This is a genomic window from Mycobacterium shunyiense, assembly GCF_058270075.1.
The window spans coordinates 193,478-213,281 of record NZ_JBZDPU010000001.1 but is presented as its reverse complement, the minus strand read 5'-3'; the positions used below and the strand labels follow the sequence as shown (position 1 = coordinate 213,281).

The 19,804-nt window shown below is 66.6% G+C and carries 17 protein-coding genes; 14 read left to right on the top strand and 3 right to left on the bottom strand.

Features of this window, described 5'->3' with window-relative positions:
- Nucleotides 1-20: 20 nt before the first annotated feature.
- The 6 genes from coaD to mutM all read left to right on the top strand — a co-directional run bounded on the left by coaD (nucleotide 21) and on the right by mutM (nucleotide 4,247).
- Entirely contained in the window at nucleotides 21-497 is a 477-nt protein-coding gene (coaD, locus tag AC4ELH_RS01050; protein ID WP_064960675.1) for a pantetheine-phosphate adenylyltransferase, read from the top strand.
- Nucleotides 498-580: 83 nt separating this feature from the next.
- On the top strand, nucleotides 581-1,147 hold the full coding sequence (locus AC4ELH_RS01045; RefSeq protein WP_463790247.1) for a hemerythrin domain-containing protein: 567 nt from the start codon (nucleotides 581-583) through the stop codon (nucleotides 1,145-1,147).
- Between the two features lie 117 nt (nucleotides 1,148-1,264).
- Nucleotides 1,265-2,002 carry a cell division protein SepIVA gene (gene sepIVA, locus AC4ELH_RS01040; RefSeq protein WP_055112803.1) on the top strand — a complete coding sequence of 246 codons (738 nt, stop codon included), beginning with the start codon at nucleotides 1,265-1,267 and terminating at the stop codon, nucleotides 2,000-2,002.
- 65 nt (nucleotides 2,003-2,067) lie between these two features.
- Nucleotides 2,068-2,685 carry a YceD family protein gene (locus AC4ELH_RS01035; protein ID WP_064960673.1) on the top strand — a complete coding sequence of 206 codons (618 nt, stop codon included), beginning with the start codon at nucleotides 2,068-2,070 and terminating at the stop codon, nucleotides 2,683-2,685.
- Nucleotides 2,682-3,374, top strand: a complete 693-nt coding sequence (rnc, locus tag AC4ELH_RS01030) for a ribonuclease III (RefSeq protein WP_064960672.1) — start codon at nucleotides 2,682-2,684, stop codon at nucleotides 3,372-3,374. The genes AC4ELH_RS01035 and rnc overlap by 4 nt, the downstream gene beginning before the upstream one ends.
- Before the next feature lie 6 nt (nucleotides 3,375-3,380).
- On the top strand, nucleotides 3,381-4,247 hold the full coding sequence (gene mutM / locus AC4ELH_RS01025) for a bifunctional DNA-formamidopyrimidine glycosylase/DNA-(apurinic or apyrimidinic site) lyase (RefSeq protein WP_064881817.1): 867 nt from the start codon (nucleotides 3,381-3,383) through the stop codon (nucleotides 4,245-4,247).
- A 22-nt stretch (nucleotides 4,248-4,269) separates the two neighbouring features.
- On the opposite strand, the gene AC4ELH_RS01020 is transcribed toward mutM, so the two are convergent.
- Nucleotides 4,270-5,046 (bottom strand): Rv0361 family membrane protein, encoded by a 777-nt coding sequence (locus AC4ELH_RS01020; RefSeq protein ID WP_064881815.1) that lies wholly within the window; start codon nucleotides 5,044-5,046, stop codon nucleotides 4,270-4,272.
- A gap of 137 nt (nucleotides 5,047-5,183) precedes the next feature.
- Between AC4ELH_RS01020 and AC4ELH_RS01015 the strand changes: the two genes are divergently transcribed.
- Genes AC4ELH_RS01015 through smc form a run of 3 tightly spaced genes read left to right on the top strand, consistent with a single transcriptional unit; the run spans nucleotide 5,184 to nucleotide 9,510 of the window.
- Nucleotides 5,184-5,591 carry an OsmC family protein gene (locus AC4ELH_RS01015; protein WP_064881813.1) on the top strand — a complete coding sequence of 136 codons (408 nt, stop codon included), beginning with the start codon at nucleotides 5,184-5,186 and terminating at the stop codon, nucleotides 5,589-5,591.
- The gene (locus tag AC4ELH_RS01010; protein WP_498883005.1) at nucleotides 5,588-5,896 is read left to right on the top strand and encodes an acylphosphatase; all 309 of its coding nucleotides are present in this window, start codon (nucleotides 5,588-5,590) and stop codon (nucleotides 5,894-5,896) included. The genes AC4ELH_RS01015 and AC4ELH_RS01010 overlap by 4 nt, the downstream gene beginning before the upstream one ends.
- A gap of 26 nt (nucleotides 5,897-5,922) precedes the next feature.
- Nucleotides 5,923-9,510: a chromosome segregation protein SMC gene (gene smc, locus AC4ELH_RS01005; RefSeq protein ID WP_448446857.1), complete on the top strand. Its 3,588-nt coding sequence runs from the start codon at nucleotides 5,923-5,925 to the stop codon at nucleotides 9,508-9,510.
- Nucleotides 9,511-9,518: 8 nt separating this feature from the next.
- Here the strand turns inward: smc and AC4ELH_RS01000 are convergent, their stop codons facing one another.
- Nucleotides 9,519-10,043, bottom strand: a complete 525-nt coding sequence (locus AC4ELH_RS01000) for a hypothetical protein (RefSeq protein WP_463806739.1) — start codon at nucleotides 10,041-10,043, stop codon at nucleotides 9,519-9,521.
- A gap of 289 nt (nucleotides 10,044-10,332) precedes the next feature.
- A complete protein-coding gene (locus tag AC4ELH_RS00995; protein ID WP_498883004.1) occupies nucleotides 10,333-11,895 on the bottom strand; it encodes a PE-PPE domain-containing protein in 1,563 nt (520 codons plus the stop codon).
- Nucleotides 11,896-12,309: 414 nt separating this feature from the next.
- On the opposite strand from AC4ELH_RS00995, the gene ftsY reads away from it, so the two are divergent.
- The 5 genes from ftsY (at nucleotide 12,310) to ffh (ending at nucleotide 19,802) form a co-directional block, all read left to right on the top strand.
- Entirely contained in the window at nucleotides 12,310-13,662 is a 1,353-nt protein-coding gene (gene ftsY, locus AC4ELH_RS00990; protein ID WP_498883059.1) for a signal recognition particle-docking protein FtsY, read from the top strand.
- A 178-nt stretch (nucleotides 13,663-13,840) separates the two neighbouring features.
- Entirely contained in the window at nucleotides 13,841-15,196 is a 1,356-nt protein-coding gene (locus tag AC4ELH_RS00985) for an ammonium transporter (protein WP_498883003.1), read from the top strand.
- A 6-nt stretch (nucleotides 15,197-15,202) separates the two neighbouring features.
- On the top strand, nucleotides 15,203-15,541 hold the full coding sequence (locus AC4ELH_RS00980) for a P-II family nitrogen regulator (RefSeq protein WP_003881099.1): 339 nt from the start codon (nucleotides 15,203-15,205) through the stop codon (nucleotides 15,539-15,541).
- A gap of 83 nt (nucleotides 15,542-15,624) precedes the next feature.
- Nucleotides 15,625-18,132, top strand: a complete 2,508-nt coding sequence (locus tag AC4ELH_RS00975; protein ID WP_498883002.1) for a [protein-PII] uridylyltransferase — start codon at nucleotides 15,625-15,627, stop codon at nucleotides 18,130-18,132.
- A 116-nt stretch (nucleotides 18,133-18,248) separates the two neighbouring features.
- The gene (gene ffh / locus AC4ELH_RS00970) at nucleotides 18,249-19,802 is read left to right on the top strand and encodes a signal recognition particle protein (RefSeq protein WP_498883001.1); all 1,554 of its coding nucleotides are present in this window, start codon (nucleotides 18,249-18,251) and stop codon (nucleotides 19,800-19,802) included.
- Nucleotides 19,803-19,804 lie beyond the last annotated feature (2 nt).

The window sequence follows — 19,804 nt, the reverse complement described above, 5'->3', positions numbered from 1 at the left end:
GGCCTGTAGCGTCGTCACCCATGAGTGGCGCGGTATGTCCCGGCTCCTTCGACCCGGTGACCCTTGGCCATATCGACATCTTCGAGCGTGCGGCGGCGCAGTTCGACGAGGTCGTGGTGGCGATTCTGGTGAATCCCAACAAAAAGGGAATGTTCGACCTCGACGAGCGAATGGCGATGATCACCGAGTCGACCACACACCTGCCCAACCTTCGGGTCGAGTCCGGTCAGGGACTGGTGGTCGACTTCGTCAAGAATCGCGGGCTGACCGCGATCGTCAAGGGCCTGCGCACCGGCACCGACTTCGAATACGAGCTGCAGATGGCGCAGATGAACAAGCACGTGGCGGGCGTCGACACCTTCTTCGTGGCCACCACTCCGCAGTACTCGTTCGTGTCGTCGTCGCTGGCCAAGGAGGTTGCCTCCTTGGGCGGCGATGTCTCGGCGCTGCTGCCCGAGCCGGTCAATCGCAGGCTGCAGGCCAAACTGGGCGGTTAGCTCACCGCGCCGACGGGTATCTGGTTCGCGTGGCGCTCAGCCCATGCGCCCAGACTTGTCACCCGATTCGCGGAGGTCCCGCTGTGCCCAACACATTCGTTCAATCCACCGACGATGTCGTGAAGTTCCTCAAGGATCAACACAATCTGATCAAGGACTTGTTTGAGGAGGTTTTCTCCGCCTCCACGGTCGAGGCCCGAGAAAAGGCATTCGTCGAATTGCGGCAGCTGCTGGCGGTGCACGAGACCGCCGAGGAGATGGTCGTGCATCCACGGGTGCGTCGAGAGGTCGCCGACGGCGACGAGATCGTCGATGCACGCCTGCATGAGGAACACGCAGCCAAGGAGCAGCTGTCGAAGCTCGAAAGCATGGACTTCGACTCCGCCGAATTCCTGGCCGAGCTCGCCAAGTTCCGCGACGCCGTGGTCGACCATGCCGACCACGAGGAGCACGAAGAGTTCGACAAGCTGCACCGCAAGCTCGACGCCGATGAACTCGAAAGGCTGGTCAAGGCCGTGCAGGCGGCGGAGGCGATCGCGCCCACCCGCCCCCATCCAGGGGTGGAGTCGGCCGGGCTCAACTTCGCCGTCGGACCGTTCGCATCGATGCTCGACCGTGCGCGCGACCTGATCGCCGCGGCGATGCGGTGACTTTGCTGCATCCACGGCAGGCGATACCTCGCGGCGACACACCGATTGTGTTCCCTAGTCACAGGCGTAACACCAGGCACACTGGTAACCGACAACGACGACCTGGAGGGTTTTGCCGTGTACCGAGTTTTTGAAGCGCTCGACGAGCTCGGCGCGATCGTCGAAGAAGCGCGTGGTGTGCCGATGACGGCCGGCTGCGTGGTACCCCGCGGTGATGTCCTCGAGCTGATCGACGACATCAAGGACGCGATCCCCGGTGAGCTCGACGACGCACAGGACGTGCTGGATGCGCGTGATTCGCTGCTGCGCGAGGCCAAGGAACACTGCGAGTCGGTGATGGGCAAGTCGAACGCCGACGCCGACGGCATGCTCAATCACGCCAGGGGCGAGGCCGACCGGTTGCTGGCCGACGCGAAGGCGCAGGCCGACCGGATGGTCGCCGAAGCCCGTCAGCACAGCGAGCGCATGGTCGGGGAGGCACGCGAAGAGGCAGCGCGGCTCGCGGCCGCGGCGAAGCGCGAGTACGACGCGAGCACCGGCCGGGCCAAGGCCGAGGCCGATCGCCTGACCGAGAACGGCAACATCTCCTACGAGAAGGCCGTGCAGGAGGGCATCAAGGAGCAGCAGCGTCTGGTGTCGCAGACCGAGATCGTCTCGACCGCCACCGCGGAGGCCACCCGGCTCATCGACGCGGCACATGCCGAAGCCGACCGACTGCGCGGCGAGTGCGATATCTATGTCGACAGCAAACTTGCCGAGTTCGAGGACTTCCTCAACGGCACGCTGCGCTCCGTCGGCCGCGGACGTCACCAGCTACGCACGACCGCGGGAACGCACGACTACGCGACCCGCTGACGGCCGTGGGTGACGGTCGGCGCACTGCGTCGTGGTTTGGTCTGACCCCGCCGTAGGATCGATGCATGGCGACGCATGCGAAATCGGCTGGGCGGGGAGGGCCTGAACGGCGCGGAGGTTCCCGATCGCCGCTGGTGATCGACGTCTTGCGACTCGGCCGGCGACCGGGTTCGTTCCTGGCACACCAAGAGACGGTGCCGAGTCCCGTGCGGATCGGGGCCGAGCTGGTTGCCATCGAGAAGGGCGCGCCGCTCGATCTCGACCTGCAGCTGCAGTCGGTGTCGGAAGGTGTGCTGGTCAGTGGGACCGTATCGGCGCCCACGGTCGGTGAGTGCGCCCGTTGCCTCACCAAGCTCACCGGCGATGTCGAGATCGACCTCACCGAGCTGTACGCGTACCCGGACAGCACCACCGACGAGACCACCGAGGCCGACGAAATGGGCCGGGTGGGCGCCTCGGGACAGGCCGACACCGTCGACCTGGAACAGCCGATCATCGATGCCGTCGGGTTGGCGCTGCCGTTCTCCCCGTTGTGCCGTCCGGACTGCCCGGGCCTGTGCCCCGACTGCGGCGTCGCGCTGGCCACCGCAGAGCCGGGGCATCATCACGACAAGATCGATCCCCGCTGGGCCAAACTGGCCGCCATGCTGCCCGACGACGAGCAGCCCGGGGGCGAGAAGTGACCGATTCGCACGCAGCGCTGCTGGCGGCGCTGGGCGTCGACATCCCCGCCGAACTGCTCACCATCGCGTTGACGCATCGCAGTTACTCCTACGAGAACGGCGGCCTTCCCACCAACGAGCGGTTGGAGTTCCTCGGAGATGCCGTACTGGGGTTGACGGTCACCGAGGAGCTCTACCACCGCCACCCCGAACGCTCCGAGGGTGATCTGGCCAAGCTTCGTGCCAGCATCGTCAACACCCAGGCACTGGCCGATGTCGGCCGTGGGCTCACCGAAGACGGGCTGGGCAGCCACCTGTTCCTGGGCAAGGGCGAAGAGAACTCCGGCGGGGCCGACAAGTCCAGCATCCTCGCCGACGGTGTCGAATCCCTGCTCGGCGCAATTTATCTGGAGCACGGCCTGACCACTGCCCGGGAGGTCATCCTGCGGTTGTTCGGCGAGTTGCTCGATACAGCGCCGACACTCGGAGCCGGGTTGGACTGGAAGAGCAGCCTGCAGGAGTTGACCGCCTCGCGCGGGCTCGGTGCGCCCACCTATGTGGTGACCTCCACCGGGCCCGACCACGACAAGGAATTCTCGGCTGCCGTGGTGGTGGCCGACGTCGAATACGGCAGGGGCGTGGGGCGCAACAAGAAAGAGGCCGAGCTCAAGGCCGCGGCCGCGGCGTGGACCGCACTCGACAATGCGTGAGCACCGATGCCCGAGCTACCCGAGGTAGAGGTCGTCCGCCGTGGGCTGCAGGAACATGTTGCGGGCAAAACAATTTCGGCGGTACGCGTGCATCATCCGCGTGCCGTCCGCCGGCACGAGGCCGGCCCCGCCGACCTGACCGCCCGTCTGCTGGGGGCCCGCATCACCGGAACGGGACGGCGCGGTAAGTACCTCTGGCTGACGCTGGGTGAGGACGGCAGCGAAAACGCGACCGATGCGCTGGTGGTGCATCTGGGGATGAGCGGCCAGATGCTGCTGGGGCCGCTGCGCGACGACCGGCATCTGCGGATCGCCGCGCTGCTCGACGACGGCACCGCGCTGAGTTTCGTCGACCAGCGTACGTTCGGCGGCTGGCAGCTGGCCGATCTGGTGACGGTCGACGGCGCCGCGTTGCCCGAGCCTGTCGCTCACATCGCGCGCGATCCGCTCGACCCGCTGTTCGATCGGGACAGTGTGGTTACCGTGTTGCGGCGCAAGCACTCTGAGATCAAGCGTCAGCTGCTCGACCAGACCGTGGTGTCCGGTATCGGCAACATCTACGCCGACGAGGCGCTGTGGCGGACGAAGGTCAACGGCGCCAGGACCGCTGCGCTGCTGACGCGGCGTCGGCTGGGGGAGCTACTCGATGCAGCCGCGGACGTGATGACCGATGCGTTGAGCCAGGGCGGCACGTCGTTCGATTCGCTGTACGTGAATGTCAACGGCGAATCCGGTTATTTCGAGCGGTCTTTGGATGCCTACGGCCGCGAGGGGGAGCCGTGCCGACGGTGCGGCGCGGTCATGCGCCGCGACAAGTTCATGAACCGGTCGTCGTTCTACTGCCCGAAGTGTCAGCCCCGTCCACGGGGCTGACCCGAGCCTCGTCCGCAGCAGATCAGGGCATGCTGGGCATGCCCGGCATGTCGGACATGCAGATCTTCCACGATCCACTTTCCTTGCGCAGGTACAGCTTGCCGGGGCCCGCGGTGCTCGAGATGTCGACGACAGCCTTGCTGCCGTTCACCGTGATTTTGGTGATCTCCGCCGACCCGCTGCTGTCGGTCGTCTTCGGAATGTCGATCGCATCCAGGCCGCCGATCTTTTTGAACAGGTCCTGATCGGCCTGGCAGAAGTAGGGCAGGGCCTCTTTGAGGTCGCCGGAGCTCGACATCACCTCATCGAGGAACGCCCGCACCTCTTTCTCGGCATCGCTGGAACCGGAGGACTGCGACGAGCCCGCGCTGCTGCGGCCGCCACTCGAGCCCGAATCGCCGTTCAACGCGAAGATCAGGACGCCGCCGACAATGACCACCACGGCCAGTACGGCGCCGCCGATCGCCAACCACATACGGTTGCCGCCGCCCGACGGCTGCGGGGTGGGGTACCCGTACGGCGACTGCGGCGCCCCGTACGGCTGCCCGTAGGGCGCCCCGTACGGCTGGGGTGCTCCGTAGGGCGCGCCGTACGGAGGTTGGGGCTGTTGCGGCGCTCCATACGGCGAGCCGTAAGGCTGTTGCTGAGGTGCCCCGTAAGGGGAGCCGTACGGCGGCTGCTCGGGGTTTCCGGCAGTGTTCGGATATCCCTCCGGCCCGCCCGGCTGCTGGTACGGCGGCTGCCACGGCCCGGGCGCTCCCGACGGCGGGGTGGGCGGATTGCTCGGCGGATAGGTCACAGTGCTCCTCAGCGATGTCGGTGGGCCGAGTCTATCGTCGCTGCCTGAGTCGCCGCCGTGTCCAACGGGGGCAGGTGACCGATCCGACGGCCATTACCCCTGGAATAACCGCGTATCGCGGCGTGTAGAAATACCGCATGACCGAACTTTGGGTTGACCGCACCGGTGTGCGCAGGTACGTCGGACGCAGTTCGCGCGGTGCAGAGGTACTCGTGGGCAGTGAGGACGTCGAGGGCGTGTTCACCCCGGGTGAGCTGATGAAGATCGCCCTGGCAGCGTGCAGCGGGATGTCCAGCGACCAGCCCCTGCGCCGGCGCCTGGGTGACGACTATCCGGCGACGATTCGGGTGTCGGGACCGCCCGACCGGGAGCAGGAGCGCTACCCGCTGCTGGAGGAGAAGCTCGAAATCGACGTGTCGGGCCTTTCGGAGGCCGAGGTGGCCCGCGTGTTGACCGTCGTCGAGCGCGCCATCGACCAGGTCTGCACGGTGGGACGCACCCTCAAATCCGGCACCGAGGTGAAATTCGAGGTCGCCACTTCGTGACGGAACCACACCCGCCTGAGGCCGGGCCCGACACCGAGGTGCGCCTGAGCGCCTGGGTGCATGGCCAGGTGCAGGGCGTGGGATTCCGGTGGTGGACCCGGTCGCGCGCGCTGGAACTCGGCCTGACCGGGTTTGCTTCGAATCGGCCCGACGGCCGGGTGCATGTGGTGGCGCAGGGGCCACGCGGGAAATGTCAGCGATTGCTTGAGCTGCTCCGGAGCGGGGAAACCCCGGGGTCGGTGGATCACGTCGTCGCAGATTGGGCGGATGCCGACGCCCCGATGGCGGGGTTCATCGAACGGTAGCCGGGTCGGCGGTAGGGTTTGACTCCGTGCACCTCAAGAGTCTGACGCTGAAAGGCTTCAAGTCTTTCGCCTCGCCGACGACTCTGCGCTTCGAACCCGGGATCACCTGCGTTGTCGGCCCCAATGGATCGGGTAAGTCGAACGTGGTCGACGCCTTGACCTGGGTTATGGGAGAGCAGGGCGCCAAGACGCTGCGCGGCGGCAAGATGGAGGACGTCATCTTCGCCGGCACGTCCTCACGGGCGCCGCTGGGTCGCGCCGAGGTGACGCTGACCATCGACAACTCCGACAACGCGCTGCCGATCGAATACTCCGAGGTGTCGATCACCCGCCGGGTGTTCCGTGACGGCGCAGGCGAATACGAGATCAACGGCAGCAGTTGCCGATTGATGGACGTGCAGGAGCTGCTGAGCGACTCCGGCATCGGCCGCGAGATGCACGTGATCGTCGGCCAGGGCAAGCTCGCCGAGATCCTGGAATCGCGGCCCGAGGATCGCCGCGCCTTCATCGAGGAGGCTGCCGGGGTTCTCAAGCACCGCAAGCGCAAGGAAAAGGCGGTCCGCAAGCTCGACTCGATGGCCGCGAACCTGGCCCGGCTGACCGACCTGACCACGGAGTTGCGCCGTCAGCTCAAGCCGCTGGGCCGTCAGGCCGAGATGGCGCGGCGGGCGGCGACGATCCAGGCCGACCTGCGCGACGCCCGCCTGCGCCTGGCCGCCGACGACCTGGTCAGACGGCAGGTCGAGTTCCACAACACGAACCAGGCCGAGACCACACTGCGTCGCGAGCACGACGAGGCGACGGTCCAGCTGGAAACCTCGACCGTCGAACTGCAGGCACACGAGGCCGCGGTGGCCGAACTGACCCGCCGCGCCGAGGCCGCCCAGCAGACCTGGTTCCGGGCCTCGGCACTGGCCGAACGGGTGAGTGCCACCGTGCGGATCGCGACCGACCGGGCGCAGCTGTTCGAAGCCGAGACGGAGGTTTCCACGGGGCAGGACCCCGAGGCCCTGGAGGCCGAGGCCGACGAGGTTGCCGAGCTCGAGATGGAGCTGCTCGGTGAGCTCGAGGAGTCGCGCATCGTCTTGGAGAGCGCCCGGGCCGAGCTCGCCGAGCGTGAGCAACTCGCCGCAGAGGCCGAACGGGCGCATCTGGCCGCGGCGCGGGCCGAAGCCGACCGCCGCGAAGGGCTGGCCCGGTTGGCCGGACAGGTCGACACCATGCGCACCCGGGTCGAGTCGATCGACGACGGGGTGATGCGGATGTCGGTCAACATCGAGGAAGCTGCCACCAAAGCCCAACTGGCACAGGCCGAATTCGAGACTGTGCAGAGCCGGGTGAGCGAACTCGATGCCGGAGAAGTGGGCCTGGACGAGCAACACGACCGCTCGGTGGCAGCCCTGCGGATCGCCGACGAACGGGTGGCCGAACTGCAGTCGGCCGAGCGTGCCGCCGAACGTCAGGTCGCCTCGCTGCGGGCCCGCATCGAGGCTCTCTCCGTCAGCCTCGACCGGCGCGACGGTGCCGCCTGGTTGCAGAAGAACCACAGTGGCTCAGGGCTTTTCGGCACCATCGGGGAATACCTGAAAGTTCAGCCGGGCCACGAGGTGGCAGTGGCCACGGTGCTCGGGGCGGCTGCCGACGCGTTGGCCGCCGAGGATTTCGGTGTCGCGGCCGCCGCCGTCGCCGCGCTCAAGGAGTCCGACGGCGGGCGGGCCGCTCTGTTGCTTGGGGACTGGAAGGTCAACGGCTCGGCCCCGTCGGGAACGCTTCCCGACGGCGCGATCTGGGCCAACGACGTGGTCAGCGTCCCGGACCGGCTGCGTGGGGCGATCACCGCGATGCTGGCCGGGGTGGCAGTGGTCAGCGATCTGCCCGCCGGGGTGCAACTGGTTTCGGCGCGTCCGGACCTGCGCGCGGTGACCGCCGAGGGTGACCTGGTCGGTGCCGGCTGGATCAGCGGTGGGTCCGACCGCAAGCCCTCCACACTTGAGATCAGTTCCGAGATCGACAAGGCCCGACGCGAACTGGAGGTCGTCGAGCGGCAGACCGGCGAGCTGGAGGCCGCCTTGTCGGGTGCGCTGACCGAGCAGGCAGCCCGACAGGAGGCGGCCGAAGAGGCGATGGCCGCGCTCAACGAATCCGACACCGCCATCTCCGCTATCTACGAGCAGCTGGGCCGCCTGGGGCAGGATGCCCGCGGCGCCGGTGATGAGTGGCAGCGGTTGATCCGCCAACGCGACGAGCTTGAAGCTGGGCGCACCAAGACGGTCGAGGAACTCACCGAACTTGAGTCGCGGCTGCACAATGCCGAACAGCTTCCGATGTTCGAGGCCGAGCCGGTGGACCGTCAGGCCTCGATGGCCGCCGCCGAGGCGGCTCGTTCGGTCGAGGTGGAGGCCCGACTGTCGGTTCGTACCGCCGAGGAGCGCGCGAATGCGGTTCGCGGTCGGGCTGATTCACTGCGCCGGGCCGCCGCTGCCGAGCGCGAGGCCCGGGTGCGGGCGCAGCGTGCGCGTGAGGCCCGTGAACATGCGGCGCGGGTGGCCGCCGCGGTGTCCGAGTCGGGACGCGTTGTGGCCCAACGGTTGAGCGCGGTCGTGGCGGTGGCGTCGCGGATGCGTGACGAACTGGCGACCGAGCGTCAGCTGCGTGCCACGTCGCTGTCCCAGGTGCGCGAGACGGTCACCGAACTCAACGCGAAGATCACCCGGCTCACCGACGCCTTGCACCGCGACGAGATGGCCAAAGCGCAAGCGTCACTTCGTATCGAGCAGCTTGAGGCGCAGGTGCTCGAGCAGTTCGGGATGCCGGCGGCGGATCTGATCGCCGAGTACGGTCCGCAGATCGCGTTGCCGCCCAGCGACTTGGAGATGGCAGAGTACGAGCAGGCCCGTGAGCGTGGCGAGCAGGTCATGGCGCCCGCGCCGATGCCGTTCGACCGGCCCACCCAGGAGCGGCGGGCCAAGAAGGCCGAACGTGAGCTCTCGGAGCTGGGCCGCGTGAATCCGCTTGCCCTGGAAGAGTTTGCCGCGCTCGAAGAACGCTACAACTTCCTCTCGACGCAACTTGAGGACGTCAAGGCCGCGCGCAGCGATCTGCTCGATGTGATCGCCGATGTCGACACCCGGATTCTGCAGGTGTTCACCGAGGCCTACGTGGATGTGGAGCGCGAGTTCGAGCAGGTGTTCTCCACCCTGTTCCCCGGTGGTGAGGGACGCCTTCTGCTCACCAATCCCGCCGACATGCTCACCACGGGAATCGAAGTCGAGGCCAGGCCGCCGGGCAAGAAGATCAAGCGACTCTCGCTGCTGTCCGGTGGTGAGAAGTCGTTGACCGCGGTAGCCATGCTGGTGGCGATCTTCCGGGCTCGCCCGTCCCCGTTCTACGTAATGGACGAGGTCGAGGCCGCGCTCGACGACGTGAACCTGCGCCGGCTGATCAGCCTGTTCGAGCAGCTGAGGGAGAAATCCCAGCTGATCGTGATCACCCACCAGAAGCCGACCATGGAAGTGGCTGACGCCCTCTACGGTGTGACCATGCGTGGTGACGGCATCACCACCGTGATCTCGCAGCGCATGCGGGGTCAGGAACTGGCCGCCAGCTCAGGCTGATCCGGCTGTTACTCCGATCGGTAGATCGCCGGCGGTCCCCAGTTGGGATCGGCAAAGCAACCGCCGATCGACTGCGGCGGGCAACCACTGTCCTGCCCGGGTTGAGTGGTCGGCGTCGGTGGGTCGAGCTTGAACGTGATGCGCGACGTCTTGTGAACTGCGCTGGACGTGAAAGTCGGCTTTTTGTCGAACGCCATGACTTCGTATTCCTCCGGGATTTGCCGATCGCTGGTGGCGACCAGACTCCATTTGCCGTCGGTCACATTTGTTACATCATCGAATAGCGCTTCCTTCGCGTTCGGCGCGCTGACCGTCACGCGTACTTGCTCCACGTACGGACTCGCGGTGCCCCAGAGCGCGAGTGCTGTACGCGAGTCGCTGAGCTTCGCGTTGTCGACGGAAACGCGTTCGGAGGGCTGGACTTCGGTGATGGGCATCGACGGTATGGTGCCGGCCTTGCCCACGAGATCCGGCAGCTGCGTAATCGCTGCCGTGCCAAGGGTGCCGATCAGTCCGATGATGGCCGCGGTCAACGCGGGCTTCTTGCTACTGCTTGAGCGACGGCGTTTCGGGCGCGACTGCGTCGTGGTGCCGACGGCTGGTGAGTTCGTAGTCATGGCCGTGCCTTGTTGGTTGTGCGACTGTCCGCCGACGGTTGTCGGCTGACATACGGAAATGATCACGCCATGATCACGGGCAACGCATGCGTAGTGGACTACTCGAATGTCCCGGTATTGCCGAAGAAGCTGTGCCGAGCGTGCGGGTCAGGCCCGGGTTCCCCCGTGGATCCGGGTGTGACCCGCACGCTCGAACGGTGCGCACCTACGCCGCGTCGGAGTGTCCGGAACGATGGTTGGCGCGCGGCTTCTGTTTGGTGTCGCTGGTTTTCGTGTCCGTGGAGTTGGATTTCGACTGGACCGACGTGGTTTGGCCGACTTGACGTTGCGGCGCGCGCTGTGGGCGTGGGTTGTCTTGTGGCGCAGCGTCGGTGTCGGTCGCGTCATCGGACGGCCTCTTGGGCGAGAATGCCTGTCGTAGCGACTGCCGGATGCGTTCAGCTCCCGGATTTGCCTGCTTCTGTTGCTGTTTCTGCTGAAGTGCTGTGTCGGAACGGGTCTCGGTGTCAGTTCCGGTGCTGGTTTCCACCTCGGCCTTCTGCGCCTCGGGCTCGGACGGCGGAGCGTCGGTAGCGCGGGTGAGGGTTCCGGCTCGACCCGTGGAGTCGGTGCCGGTCTGACGCAGCCGCATGCGGTCCGGCGACCCGATGGTCGCCGGCAGTTTGAGCCCAACTCTTTCGGTATCCGACTTGGCGAGTGCGGCAACACCTTCGGTGTGGCTGCCAAGGGCATCACCGGTGTCGATGCCCAGGTCGGAGAGCGCGTTGCGTACGCCCTCCCTGGCTGCTGCCCGCAGATCCGACGCAAGCTTGCCGAGGTCGATGTGGGGGATCAGTCCGGCCCGGGTCGGCACCCCCATGTTCTCCGGCGTGCGGTCATAACCGAGTTCGATCAGCACGCGCAGGGTCGGCTCGACCAGGTCGAGCACCGGCGCAAGAATTCCGATGCCGCGAAACGGTTGCAGCAGCGGAAGGTGCTCGGTGTGCACCAGGTAATAGGTGGTGTTGCCGGAGGTATAGGACTCATATGTGCTCGGGTCGTTCAGGTTGACCACCGATGAGCCGTAGTTCGGATGTAGGTAGACGTAGCCCATCAGGGCATTGAGATCGGCCAGCAGATTGAGTGGATATTTGGGGAAGTCGGCGATCAGGTCGTACTGGCGGGCCACGTCGATTGTCCGGTATTCGTCGTCCGGGGTGGCACCGTCGAAGCTGACGCCGAGGATCGGTATGTAGAGGCCTTCGAACCTGGCGAGGATTCCGCCGTTGGGCCGGTTGGGATTGGCCACGAAGACGAAAGACAACTCGTCCGGCGTGGGCACCGCCGCGCCCTGCGCCCGAAGCTCGGCCAGATTGCGCTTCTCCCGGGTGGCGATGTTGGCGCTCTGCGAGTAGCCGACGACAATCTTCTCACCCGGCGTGGTCTGCACAGCGTTGTTGAGGCTCAGCACGCCGCGAGCCACCGAGGTGTCGAAGCTGACGTCGGTCAGGCTGGTCGCGGGCCAGAACTGCTCAGGTGTCGACACCCACTTCAAGTCGTCCTCATCGAGGTGGTGGCCGGACAGGTAGGTGCTGTTGACCTGGTCCACGTACGTGCCGGCTCCCCATTGATGCGGATCACCCAGCGCCTTCATCCCCGTTCCGCCCATGATGAGCGCCGTGGCAGCCAGCTGAACCAGCGTGGACATGGTCGCTGTCACGACCAGCCCGACGGTGCCGATCAGCGCGACCAGCGTCAGTGCTACCCCCCGAAGCACACGAATGTGCATTCCCGTCCTCCCTCTCGACAAATTCCAAGGGAAAGACCACATGCTCACCGACGCTGAAGCCATTCCCGACCCATGTGGATCGTGAACCACGTCGAGACCTGCTGTCAGCGAATTCAAATAACTGGAATGAATAAACGAAACCAACAGTTGAGCGCGATAGTTTGATGATTTCGGCCAACACGGCAGCTAAGCCACAGATGAATTCTGCGGCTTGCCTGGTCATGTTCTTCAGCTCGCGTGGGTGAACGGAATATACCGCGTCGGTACGTTCATGTACCACTATTTTCAGCAATCCTGTACGTCGATGTTCTGACCGGTTCTCATGGGCGGGATGGGCCGTGCTGAGTCCGCGGAACGGGGCCGATCGTTCGTACGCGGCCGCCCTGAGACAATGGCGGCGTGACACAAGGTGCGTTGTTGGGTCTGTGGATCGCTATCGCGGTCGTCGCTGCTCTCGTGATCGTCGCTATCACCGTGGGGCTGGTGCGGTACCGGCGGCGGCGGATCAGCCTGTCGGAACGAGACTCCTCGAAACCGATCGACCGCTCCGGCGGATATACGGCGTCCTCGGGTATCACGTTCAGCAAGTCGGGTACGCCGACGCTCGACCGCATCGACACCGGCGGACTCCCTGCCGTCGGCGATGACGCCACGATTCCGCGGGATGCGCCCAAACGCACCATCTCCGATGTGCAGTTGCCGGAGCCGCCGATCGAGACTGCGGCGCCCGAGGCGCCACCTGTGCCCGTTGAGCCGACAGATTCTGTCGGCGCCCCGGTCATCCCCGAGGAGCCGGCCGCGCCGGAAGCGGCTCCCGACGCCGTCGCCGCCGCCGTGGAGGACATCGCCCCGGCCGAAGGTCGCATGGATCGGCTGCGTGGCCGCCTTGCCAAGTCCCAGAACGCCTTGGGCCGCAGCATGCTCGGGTTGCTCGGCGGTGGCGATCTGGATGAGGACTCGTGGGAGGCCGTCGAGGACACCCTGCTGATCGCTGACCTCGGCCCGGTGGTGACCGAATCCGTGGTCGCGGCATTGCGTGAGCGGATGGCAAGTAAGAACGTGCGCAGCGAAGCCGACGCCCGCGCGGTGCTGCGTGAGGTGCTGATGTCGGAGCTGCGGCCCGAGCTGGACCGTTCGATCAAGGCTCTGCCGCATGCCGACAAGCCGTCTGTGTTGTTGGTGGTCGGGGTGAACGGCACGGGCAAGACCACCACGGTGGGCAAGCTGGCGCGGGTTCTGGTCGCCGACGGCCGTCGTGTCGTGCTGGGCGCGGCCGACACGTTCCGCGCCGCGGCCGCCGACCAACTGCAGACCTGGGCCGCACGCGTCGGCGCGGAGGTGGTGCGCGGGCCCGAAGGCGCCGATCCGGCATCGGTGGCGTTCGACGCCGTCGACGAGGGTATCAAGGCCGGCGCCGACGTTGTCGTCGTCGACACCGCGGGCCGCCTGCACACCAAGACCGGCCTGATGGACGAGCTCGGCAAGGTCAAGCGGGTGGTGGAGAAGCGCGCCGCGGTGGACGAGGTGCTGTTGGTGCTCGATGCCACCATCGGACAGAACAGCCTGCCGCAGGCCAAGGTGTTCGCCGAGGTTGTCGACATCACCGGCGTGGTCCTGACCAAGCTCGACGGCACCGCCAAGGGTGGCATCGTCTTCCGCGTCCAGCAGGAACTCGGCGTCCCGGTCAAACTCGTCGGACTCGGCGAGGGACCCGATGATCTCGCACCGTTCGAGCCCGCGGCATTCGTCGACGCGCTGCTGGGCTGACCGCCCGAAAACCCGCGAAAACCCACGGTGTAACACCGGCGAAACGCAGCCCGGCTATCCGTTCACACGAGCGAAACGCAGCGGCGTCGTAGCCGAAACATCCACTCAGCATTGTCTTGACCAGGTCAACGGTCCGTAAATCCTTGCGGCCGTGGCGTGGTGAAGGAGGAAACTGCGAGTGGAGCAATTCCCGATATTGGGTGCGCCGGACACCGGTGACACAGCATGGATGCTGGCCGCCGCTGCGCTTGTGCTGTTGATGACGCCGGGGCTGGCCTTCTTCTACGGCGGCATGGTGCGGGCCAAGGGCGTGCTCAACATGATCATGATGAGCGTCAGCGCGATGGGTGTCGTGACAGTGCTGTGGGCGCTGTACGGCTACTCGGTCGCGTTCGGTGACAACACCGCAGGCGTCATCGGCGACCCCGGGCAATTCTTCGGCCTCAAGGGTCTGATCGGAACGAACGGTTCGGCCGATGCGCCCATCGCGCTGGTCGGCACCATCCCGGCCACCGTGTTCGTGGGTTTCCAGCTGATGTTCGCGATCATCACCGTCGCCCTGATCTCCGGTGCCGTCGCCGACCGCATCAAGTTCGGCGGCTGGCTGCTGTTCGCCGCGCTGTGGGCGACCGTTGTCTACTTCCCGGTGGCGCACTGGGTCTTCGACTTCGACGTCAAGGGCGCCGATGGTGAGACGGTGATCCACCATGGGGGATGGATTGCCAACCAGCTCAAGGCAATTGACTTCGCCGGTGGCACCGCGGTGCACATCAACGCCGGTACCGCGGGCCTGGTCCTGGCCATCATCCTCGGCAAGCGGCTCGGCTGGCCGGGTACGCCGATGCGCCCGCACAACCTTCCTTTCGTGATGCTCGGCGCCGGCTTGCTGTGGTTCGGCTGGTACGGCTTCAACGCCGGTTCTGCGGTGTCGGCCAACGGAGTTGCCGGGTCGACCTTCGTCACCACGACGGTGGCGACTGCCGCTGCCATGCTGGCCTGGCTGCTCACCGAGCGGATCCGTGACGGGCACGCGACGTCACTGGGCGCCGCATCGGGCATCGTCGCCGGGCTGGTCGCGATCACCCCGTCCTGCTCCTCGGTGAACGTCGTGGGCGCGCTCGTGATCGGTGTTGCCGCAGGCGCACTGTGTGCCCTGGCGGTGGGCTTGAAGTTCAAGTTCGGATTCGACGACTCTCTCGACGTGGTGGGTGTCCACCTGGTCGGCGGTATCGTCGGTACGTTGCTGGTCGGCCTGGTGGCCACCAAGGAAGCACCTGCCGGCATTGCCGGTCTGTTCTACGGTGGTGGGTTCGATCAACTGTGGCGACAGGCGGTCGGGGCCGGTGCTGTTCTGCTCTATTCGGCGGTGGGTACCGCTATCTTGGCGTTGATTGTCAAATACACCGTGGGCCTGCGCCTGGACAAAGAAGAGGAGGCTTCCGGTATCGACGAGTCCGAGCACGCTGAGAGCGCTTACGACTTCGTCGCTGTCGGAACCGGTTCTGTTCTTGGTCGTCACGGCGGGGAGGAATAAGGGAATATGAAGCTGATCACTGCGATCGTCAAGCCGTTCACGCTGGAGGATGTCAAGACCGGCCTGGAGCAGACGGGCATCCTGGGGATGACGGTCAGCGAGGTACAGGGCTACGGCCGGCAGAAGGGCCACACCGAGGTTTACCGCGGTGCCGAGTACTCGGTCGACTTCGTACCGAAGGTCCGGGTGGAAGTTGTCGTCGACGATTCCGCGGTCGACAAGGTCGTGGACGTCATCGTGCAGGCCGCCCGTACCGGCAAGATCGGCGATGGGAAGGTCTGGGTCAGCCCGGTCGACACCGTTGTCCGTGTCCGTACCGGGGAGCGGGGCGCCGACGCCCTGTAGCGGTGGCCGGTCGTCGAGGTAGACGACCGAGTCCCCCGGTCAGGAAGTGCGGTGGCAGGTAGTTGACCGGGGGAGGAGTCCAAATGACAGAGCAGCAGCCAGATTCCATCCACGAGCCGGCCGGGACCTCCGGACAGGAGGGTCCGGTCGGCTCGCCGCGGCCGGCCACCGATCTGGCGGCGGCCAGCCAGCAATTGCTGGCCGGGGGATCCCGTCAACTGGATGCGGCCGCCCTGCGGGATGCATTACTCGATCTGCACGAATTCTGGCTCACCACAAAGGCTGCCGAGATCGGGATCACGGCCACCAGTGGGTTCGCCATCGTGGCCACCGGTGGTCTGGGCCGCGGCGAGATGTTGCCGTATTCCGATCTCGATCTCATGCTGCTGCATGACAACATGCCTGTCGAGCTCGTCTCTGAAGTGGCCGAGAAGCTCTGGTATCCGCTGTGGGACGCCAACATCCGGATCGACCACAGTGTGCGCACGGTTCCCGAGGCCCTCAAGGTGGCGGGTGAGGACATCGCGGTAGGTCTCGCGATGCTGGACGCCCGTCATATGGCCGGTGACGCCGACCTGTCGGCGCTACTGGTCGGCGGGGCGCGACGGCAGTGGCGGATCGGAATCGGCTCGCGATTCGACGAACTCGTCGAGCATGCGCAGGCGCGCTGGCAACGCAGCGGCCAGATCGCGCACCGTGCCGAACCGGACCTGAAGTCGGGCCGCGGCGGCCTGCGGGACGTACAACTGCTCAACGCGCTGGCGATAGCGCAACTGGCCGATGTTTATCCGAGTCATGCGCTGGCCTCACCGACCGGAACACTCGGCGGTGCCCACCTGTCGCTGCTGAATGTGCGCACCGAACTGCACCGCGCGTCGGGCCGTGGCCGGGAACTGCTGTTGGCCCAACATGCCGATGAGATCGGCGCGGCGCTGCGGATCGGTGATCGATTCGACCTGGCCCGCACCCTGTCGGATGCGGCCCGGACCGTGAGCTACTACGTCGACTCGGGTATCCGTACCGCCGCCAATGCGTTACCCCGGCGCGGTTTCGCCGCGCTTCGCCGCCCGGTGCGCCGCCCGCTCGACGAGGGCGTGATCGAGTTCGCCGGCGAGGTGATCCTGGCCCGCGATGCACGGCCGGAACGCGATCCGGGTCTGATCCTGCGGGTCGCCGCGGCGTCCGCCGCCACCGGCCTGCCGATGGCGGTGTCCACACTGAGCAGGCTGGCGGAGACGGCGCCCGAACTGCGTACGCCGTGGCCGCGTCAGGCGCTCAAGGACCTCCTGGTGTTGCTGGCGTCGGGTCCCGCGGCGGTCGCCACCATCGAAGCCCTGGACCGCACCGGCCTGTGGGGTCGGTTGTTCCCGGAGTGGGGTGCAGTGCGGGACCTGCCCCCGCGGGATGTCGTGCACACCTGGACAGTTGACCGACATCTGGTCGAGACTGTCTCGCGGGCAAGTGCTTTCACCACCCGCGTATCACGTCCCGATCTGCTGCTGCTGGGTGCGCTGTGCCACGACATCGGCAAGGGGCGGGGCGGCGACCACAGCGTGATCGGTGCCGAGTTGGCCACTCAGATCGGAACCCGGCTGGGTCTGTGGCCGTCTGACATCGATGTGCTGTCGAAGATCGTCCGGTACCACCTGTTGTTGCCCGAGACCGCGACGCGGCGAGACCTTCAGGACCCCAAGACCATTGACGCGGTAGCCGACGCGCTCGGTGGGGACATGGTGCTGCTGGAGCTGCTCCATGTGTTGGCCGAAGCCGACTCCCTGGCCACCGGCCCCGGGGTGTGGGGGGACTGGAAGGCATCGCTGATCGGCGATCTGGTGCGACGGTGCCGGCTGGTGATGGCCGGTGAACCGTTGCCCGAACCCGATCCGGTCGACTCGCGGTTCGTGGCGTTGGCCGCCGACGGCGGTGTCCACGTCGAGCTCTCCCTGGGTGACAGCCCACACATCTACAACGTGACGATGATCGGCGCGGACCGGCGCGGCCTGTTGTCCAAGGCGGCCGGCGTGCTGGCGCTGAACTCCCTGCGGGTGCACTCGGCGTCGGTCAACAGTCATGAGGGTTCGGCGATCAACACCTTCGCGGTGTCTCCGCACTTCGGTTCACCACCACCTGCTCAACTGCTGCGCCAGCAGTTCATCCTGGCGCTCGACGGCGAGCTGGATGTGGTCGGCGCGCTGGAACGCCGAGACCAGGAGGCGGCCCAGCATCCGACCACCCGGGCCGGCGAGATCCTGGCGTCGGTGCCGGCCAACCACGTGCCCGCCCCGCCGCGCATCCTGTGGTCACCCGGCACGGCAGCCGAAGACCTGATCGTCCAGATTCGCACGATCGACCGGGCCGGCCTGTTGGCCCGGCTGACGGCGGTGTTCGAGCGCGACGGCTTGGATGTTGCGTGGGCCAAGGTGACCACACTGGGCTCATCCGTCGTCGACGTCTTCTGCATCACCGCCCCGGCACTGGCCGGCGACGAAGCGCAACGGGCCGTGGTACGCGCCGAGCTGGAGCGCGACTTGCTCGCGATCCTGCCTGCGCCGCCGGCCAAACCGACCAAACCGGCGGAGCACGCCAGCTGATCCACGCGTCGGTTGCCTTCGTACTGTCCTGCCTGATCTGTTGGGCGATCGACGCGATAGCTTCCGCCTCGCGGCGGCCAACCACGCCACAAATCCCGGGCCGCTAGGCTTACCACGTGTTTGAGAGCCTGTCTGACCGGTTGACCGGAGCCCTGCAGGGCCTACGCGGCAAGGGGCGGTTGACCGACGCCGATATCGACGCCACGGCGCGCGAGATCCGGTTGGCCCTCCTGGAGGCCGACGTCTCGCTGCCTGTGGTGCGTGCCTTCGTGGCACGCATCAAGGATCGCGCCAAGGGCGCCGAGGTCTCCGCCGCGCTGAATCCCGCGCAGCAGGTGGTCAAGATCGTCAACGAGGAGCTGATCGGCATCCTCGGCGGCGAGACCCGCCAGTTGGCCTTCGCGAAGACCCCGCCGACGGTGATCATGCTCGCCGGTCTGCAAGGTGCCGGTAAGACCACGCTGGCCGGCAAGCTGGCGAAATGGCTCAAGGGTCTGGGCCACACCCCGCTGCTCGTCGCATGTGACCTGCAGCGGCCAGGTGCGGTCAGCCAGCTTCAGATCGTGGCCGAGCGCGCCGGTGTGGCGTCCTTCGCGCCGCACCCGGGTACATCGCCCGATGGCCTGGAGATCGGTGGCCACGGTGATCCGGTGGCGGTCGCGACGGCCGGTATGGCCGAGGCCCGGGCCAAGCATTTCGACGTGGTGATCGTCGACACCGCCGGCCGGCTGGGCATCGACGAGGAGCTGATGGGCCAGGCCGCGGCGATCCGCGACGCCGTGAAGCCCGACGAGACCCTCTTCGTGCTCGACGCGATGATCGGTCAGGATGCCGTCGCCACCGCCGAGGCGTTCCGCGAGGGCGTCGGTTTCACCGGTGTCGTGCTGACGAAGCTCGACGGTGACGCGCGCGGTGGTGCCGCGCTGTCGGTGCGTGAGATCACCGGCGTGCCGATCCTGTTCGCCTCGGCCGGGGAGAAGCTCGAAGACTTCGACGTCTTCCACCCCGACCGGATGGCCAGCCGCATCCTGGGCATGGGCGACGTGCTCACCCTCATCGAGCAGGCCGAGCAGGTCTTCGACCAGCAGAAGGCCGAGGAGGCCGCCGCCAAGATCGGCTCCGGCGAGCTGACGCTGGAGGACTTCCTCGAGCAGATGCTGGCGATCCGCAAGATGGGCCCGATCGGCAACCTGCTTGGCATGCTGCCCGGGGCCGGCCAGATGAAGGACGCGTTGGCCGCCGTCGATGACAAGCAGCTGGACCGGGTGCAGGCGATCATCCGTGGCATGACGCCGGCCGAGCGGGCCGATCCGAAGATCATCAACGCCTCGCGCCGGCTGCGTATCGCCAATGGCTCCGGGGTCGAGGTATCCGAGGTCAACCAGCTCGTGGACCGGTTCTTCGACGCCCGCAAGATGATGTCGTCGATGGCCGGCCAGATGGGAATGCCGTTCGGGCGCAAGAACTCCCCGCGCAAGGCCGCCAAGGGCAAGAACAAGCAGGCCGGTAAGAAGAAGGGCCGGGGTCCGACCCCGCCGAAGAACCCGTTCGGCGCCGGGATGCCCGCCGGCTTCCCGGACCTGTCCAACATGCCCAAGGGCCTGGACGAATTGCCACCGGGTCTGGCCGATTTCGACCTGTCGAAGCTGAAGTTCCCGGGCCAGAAGTAACC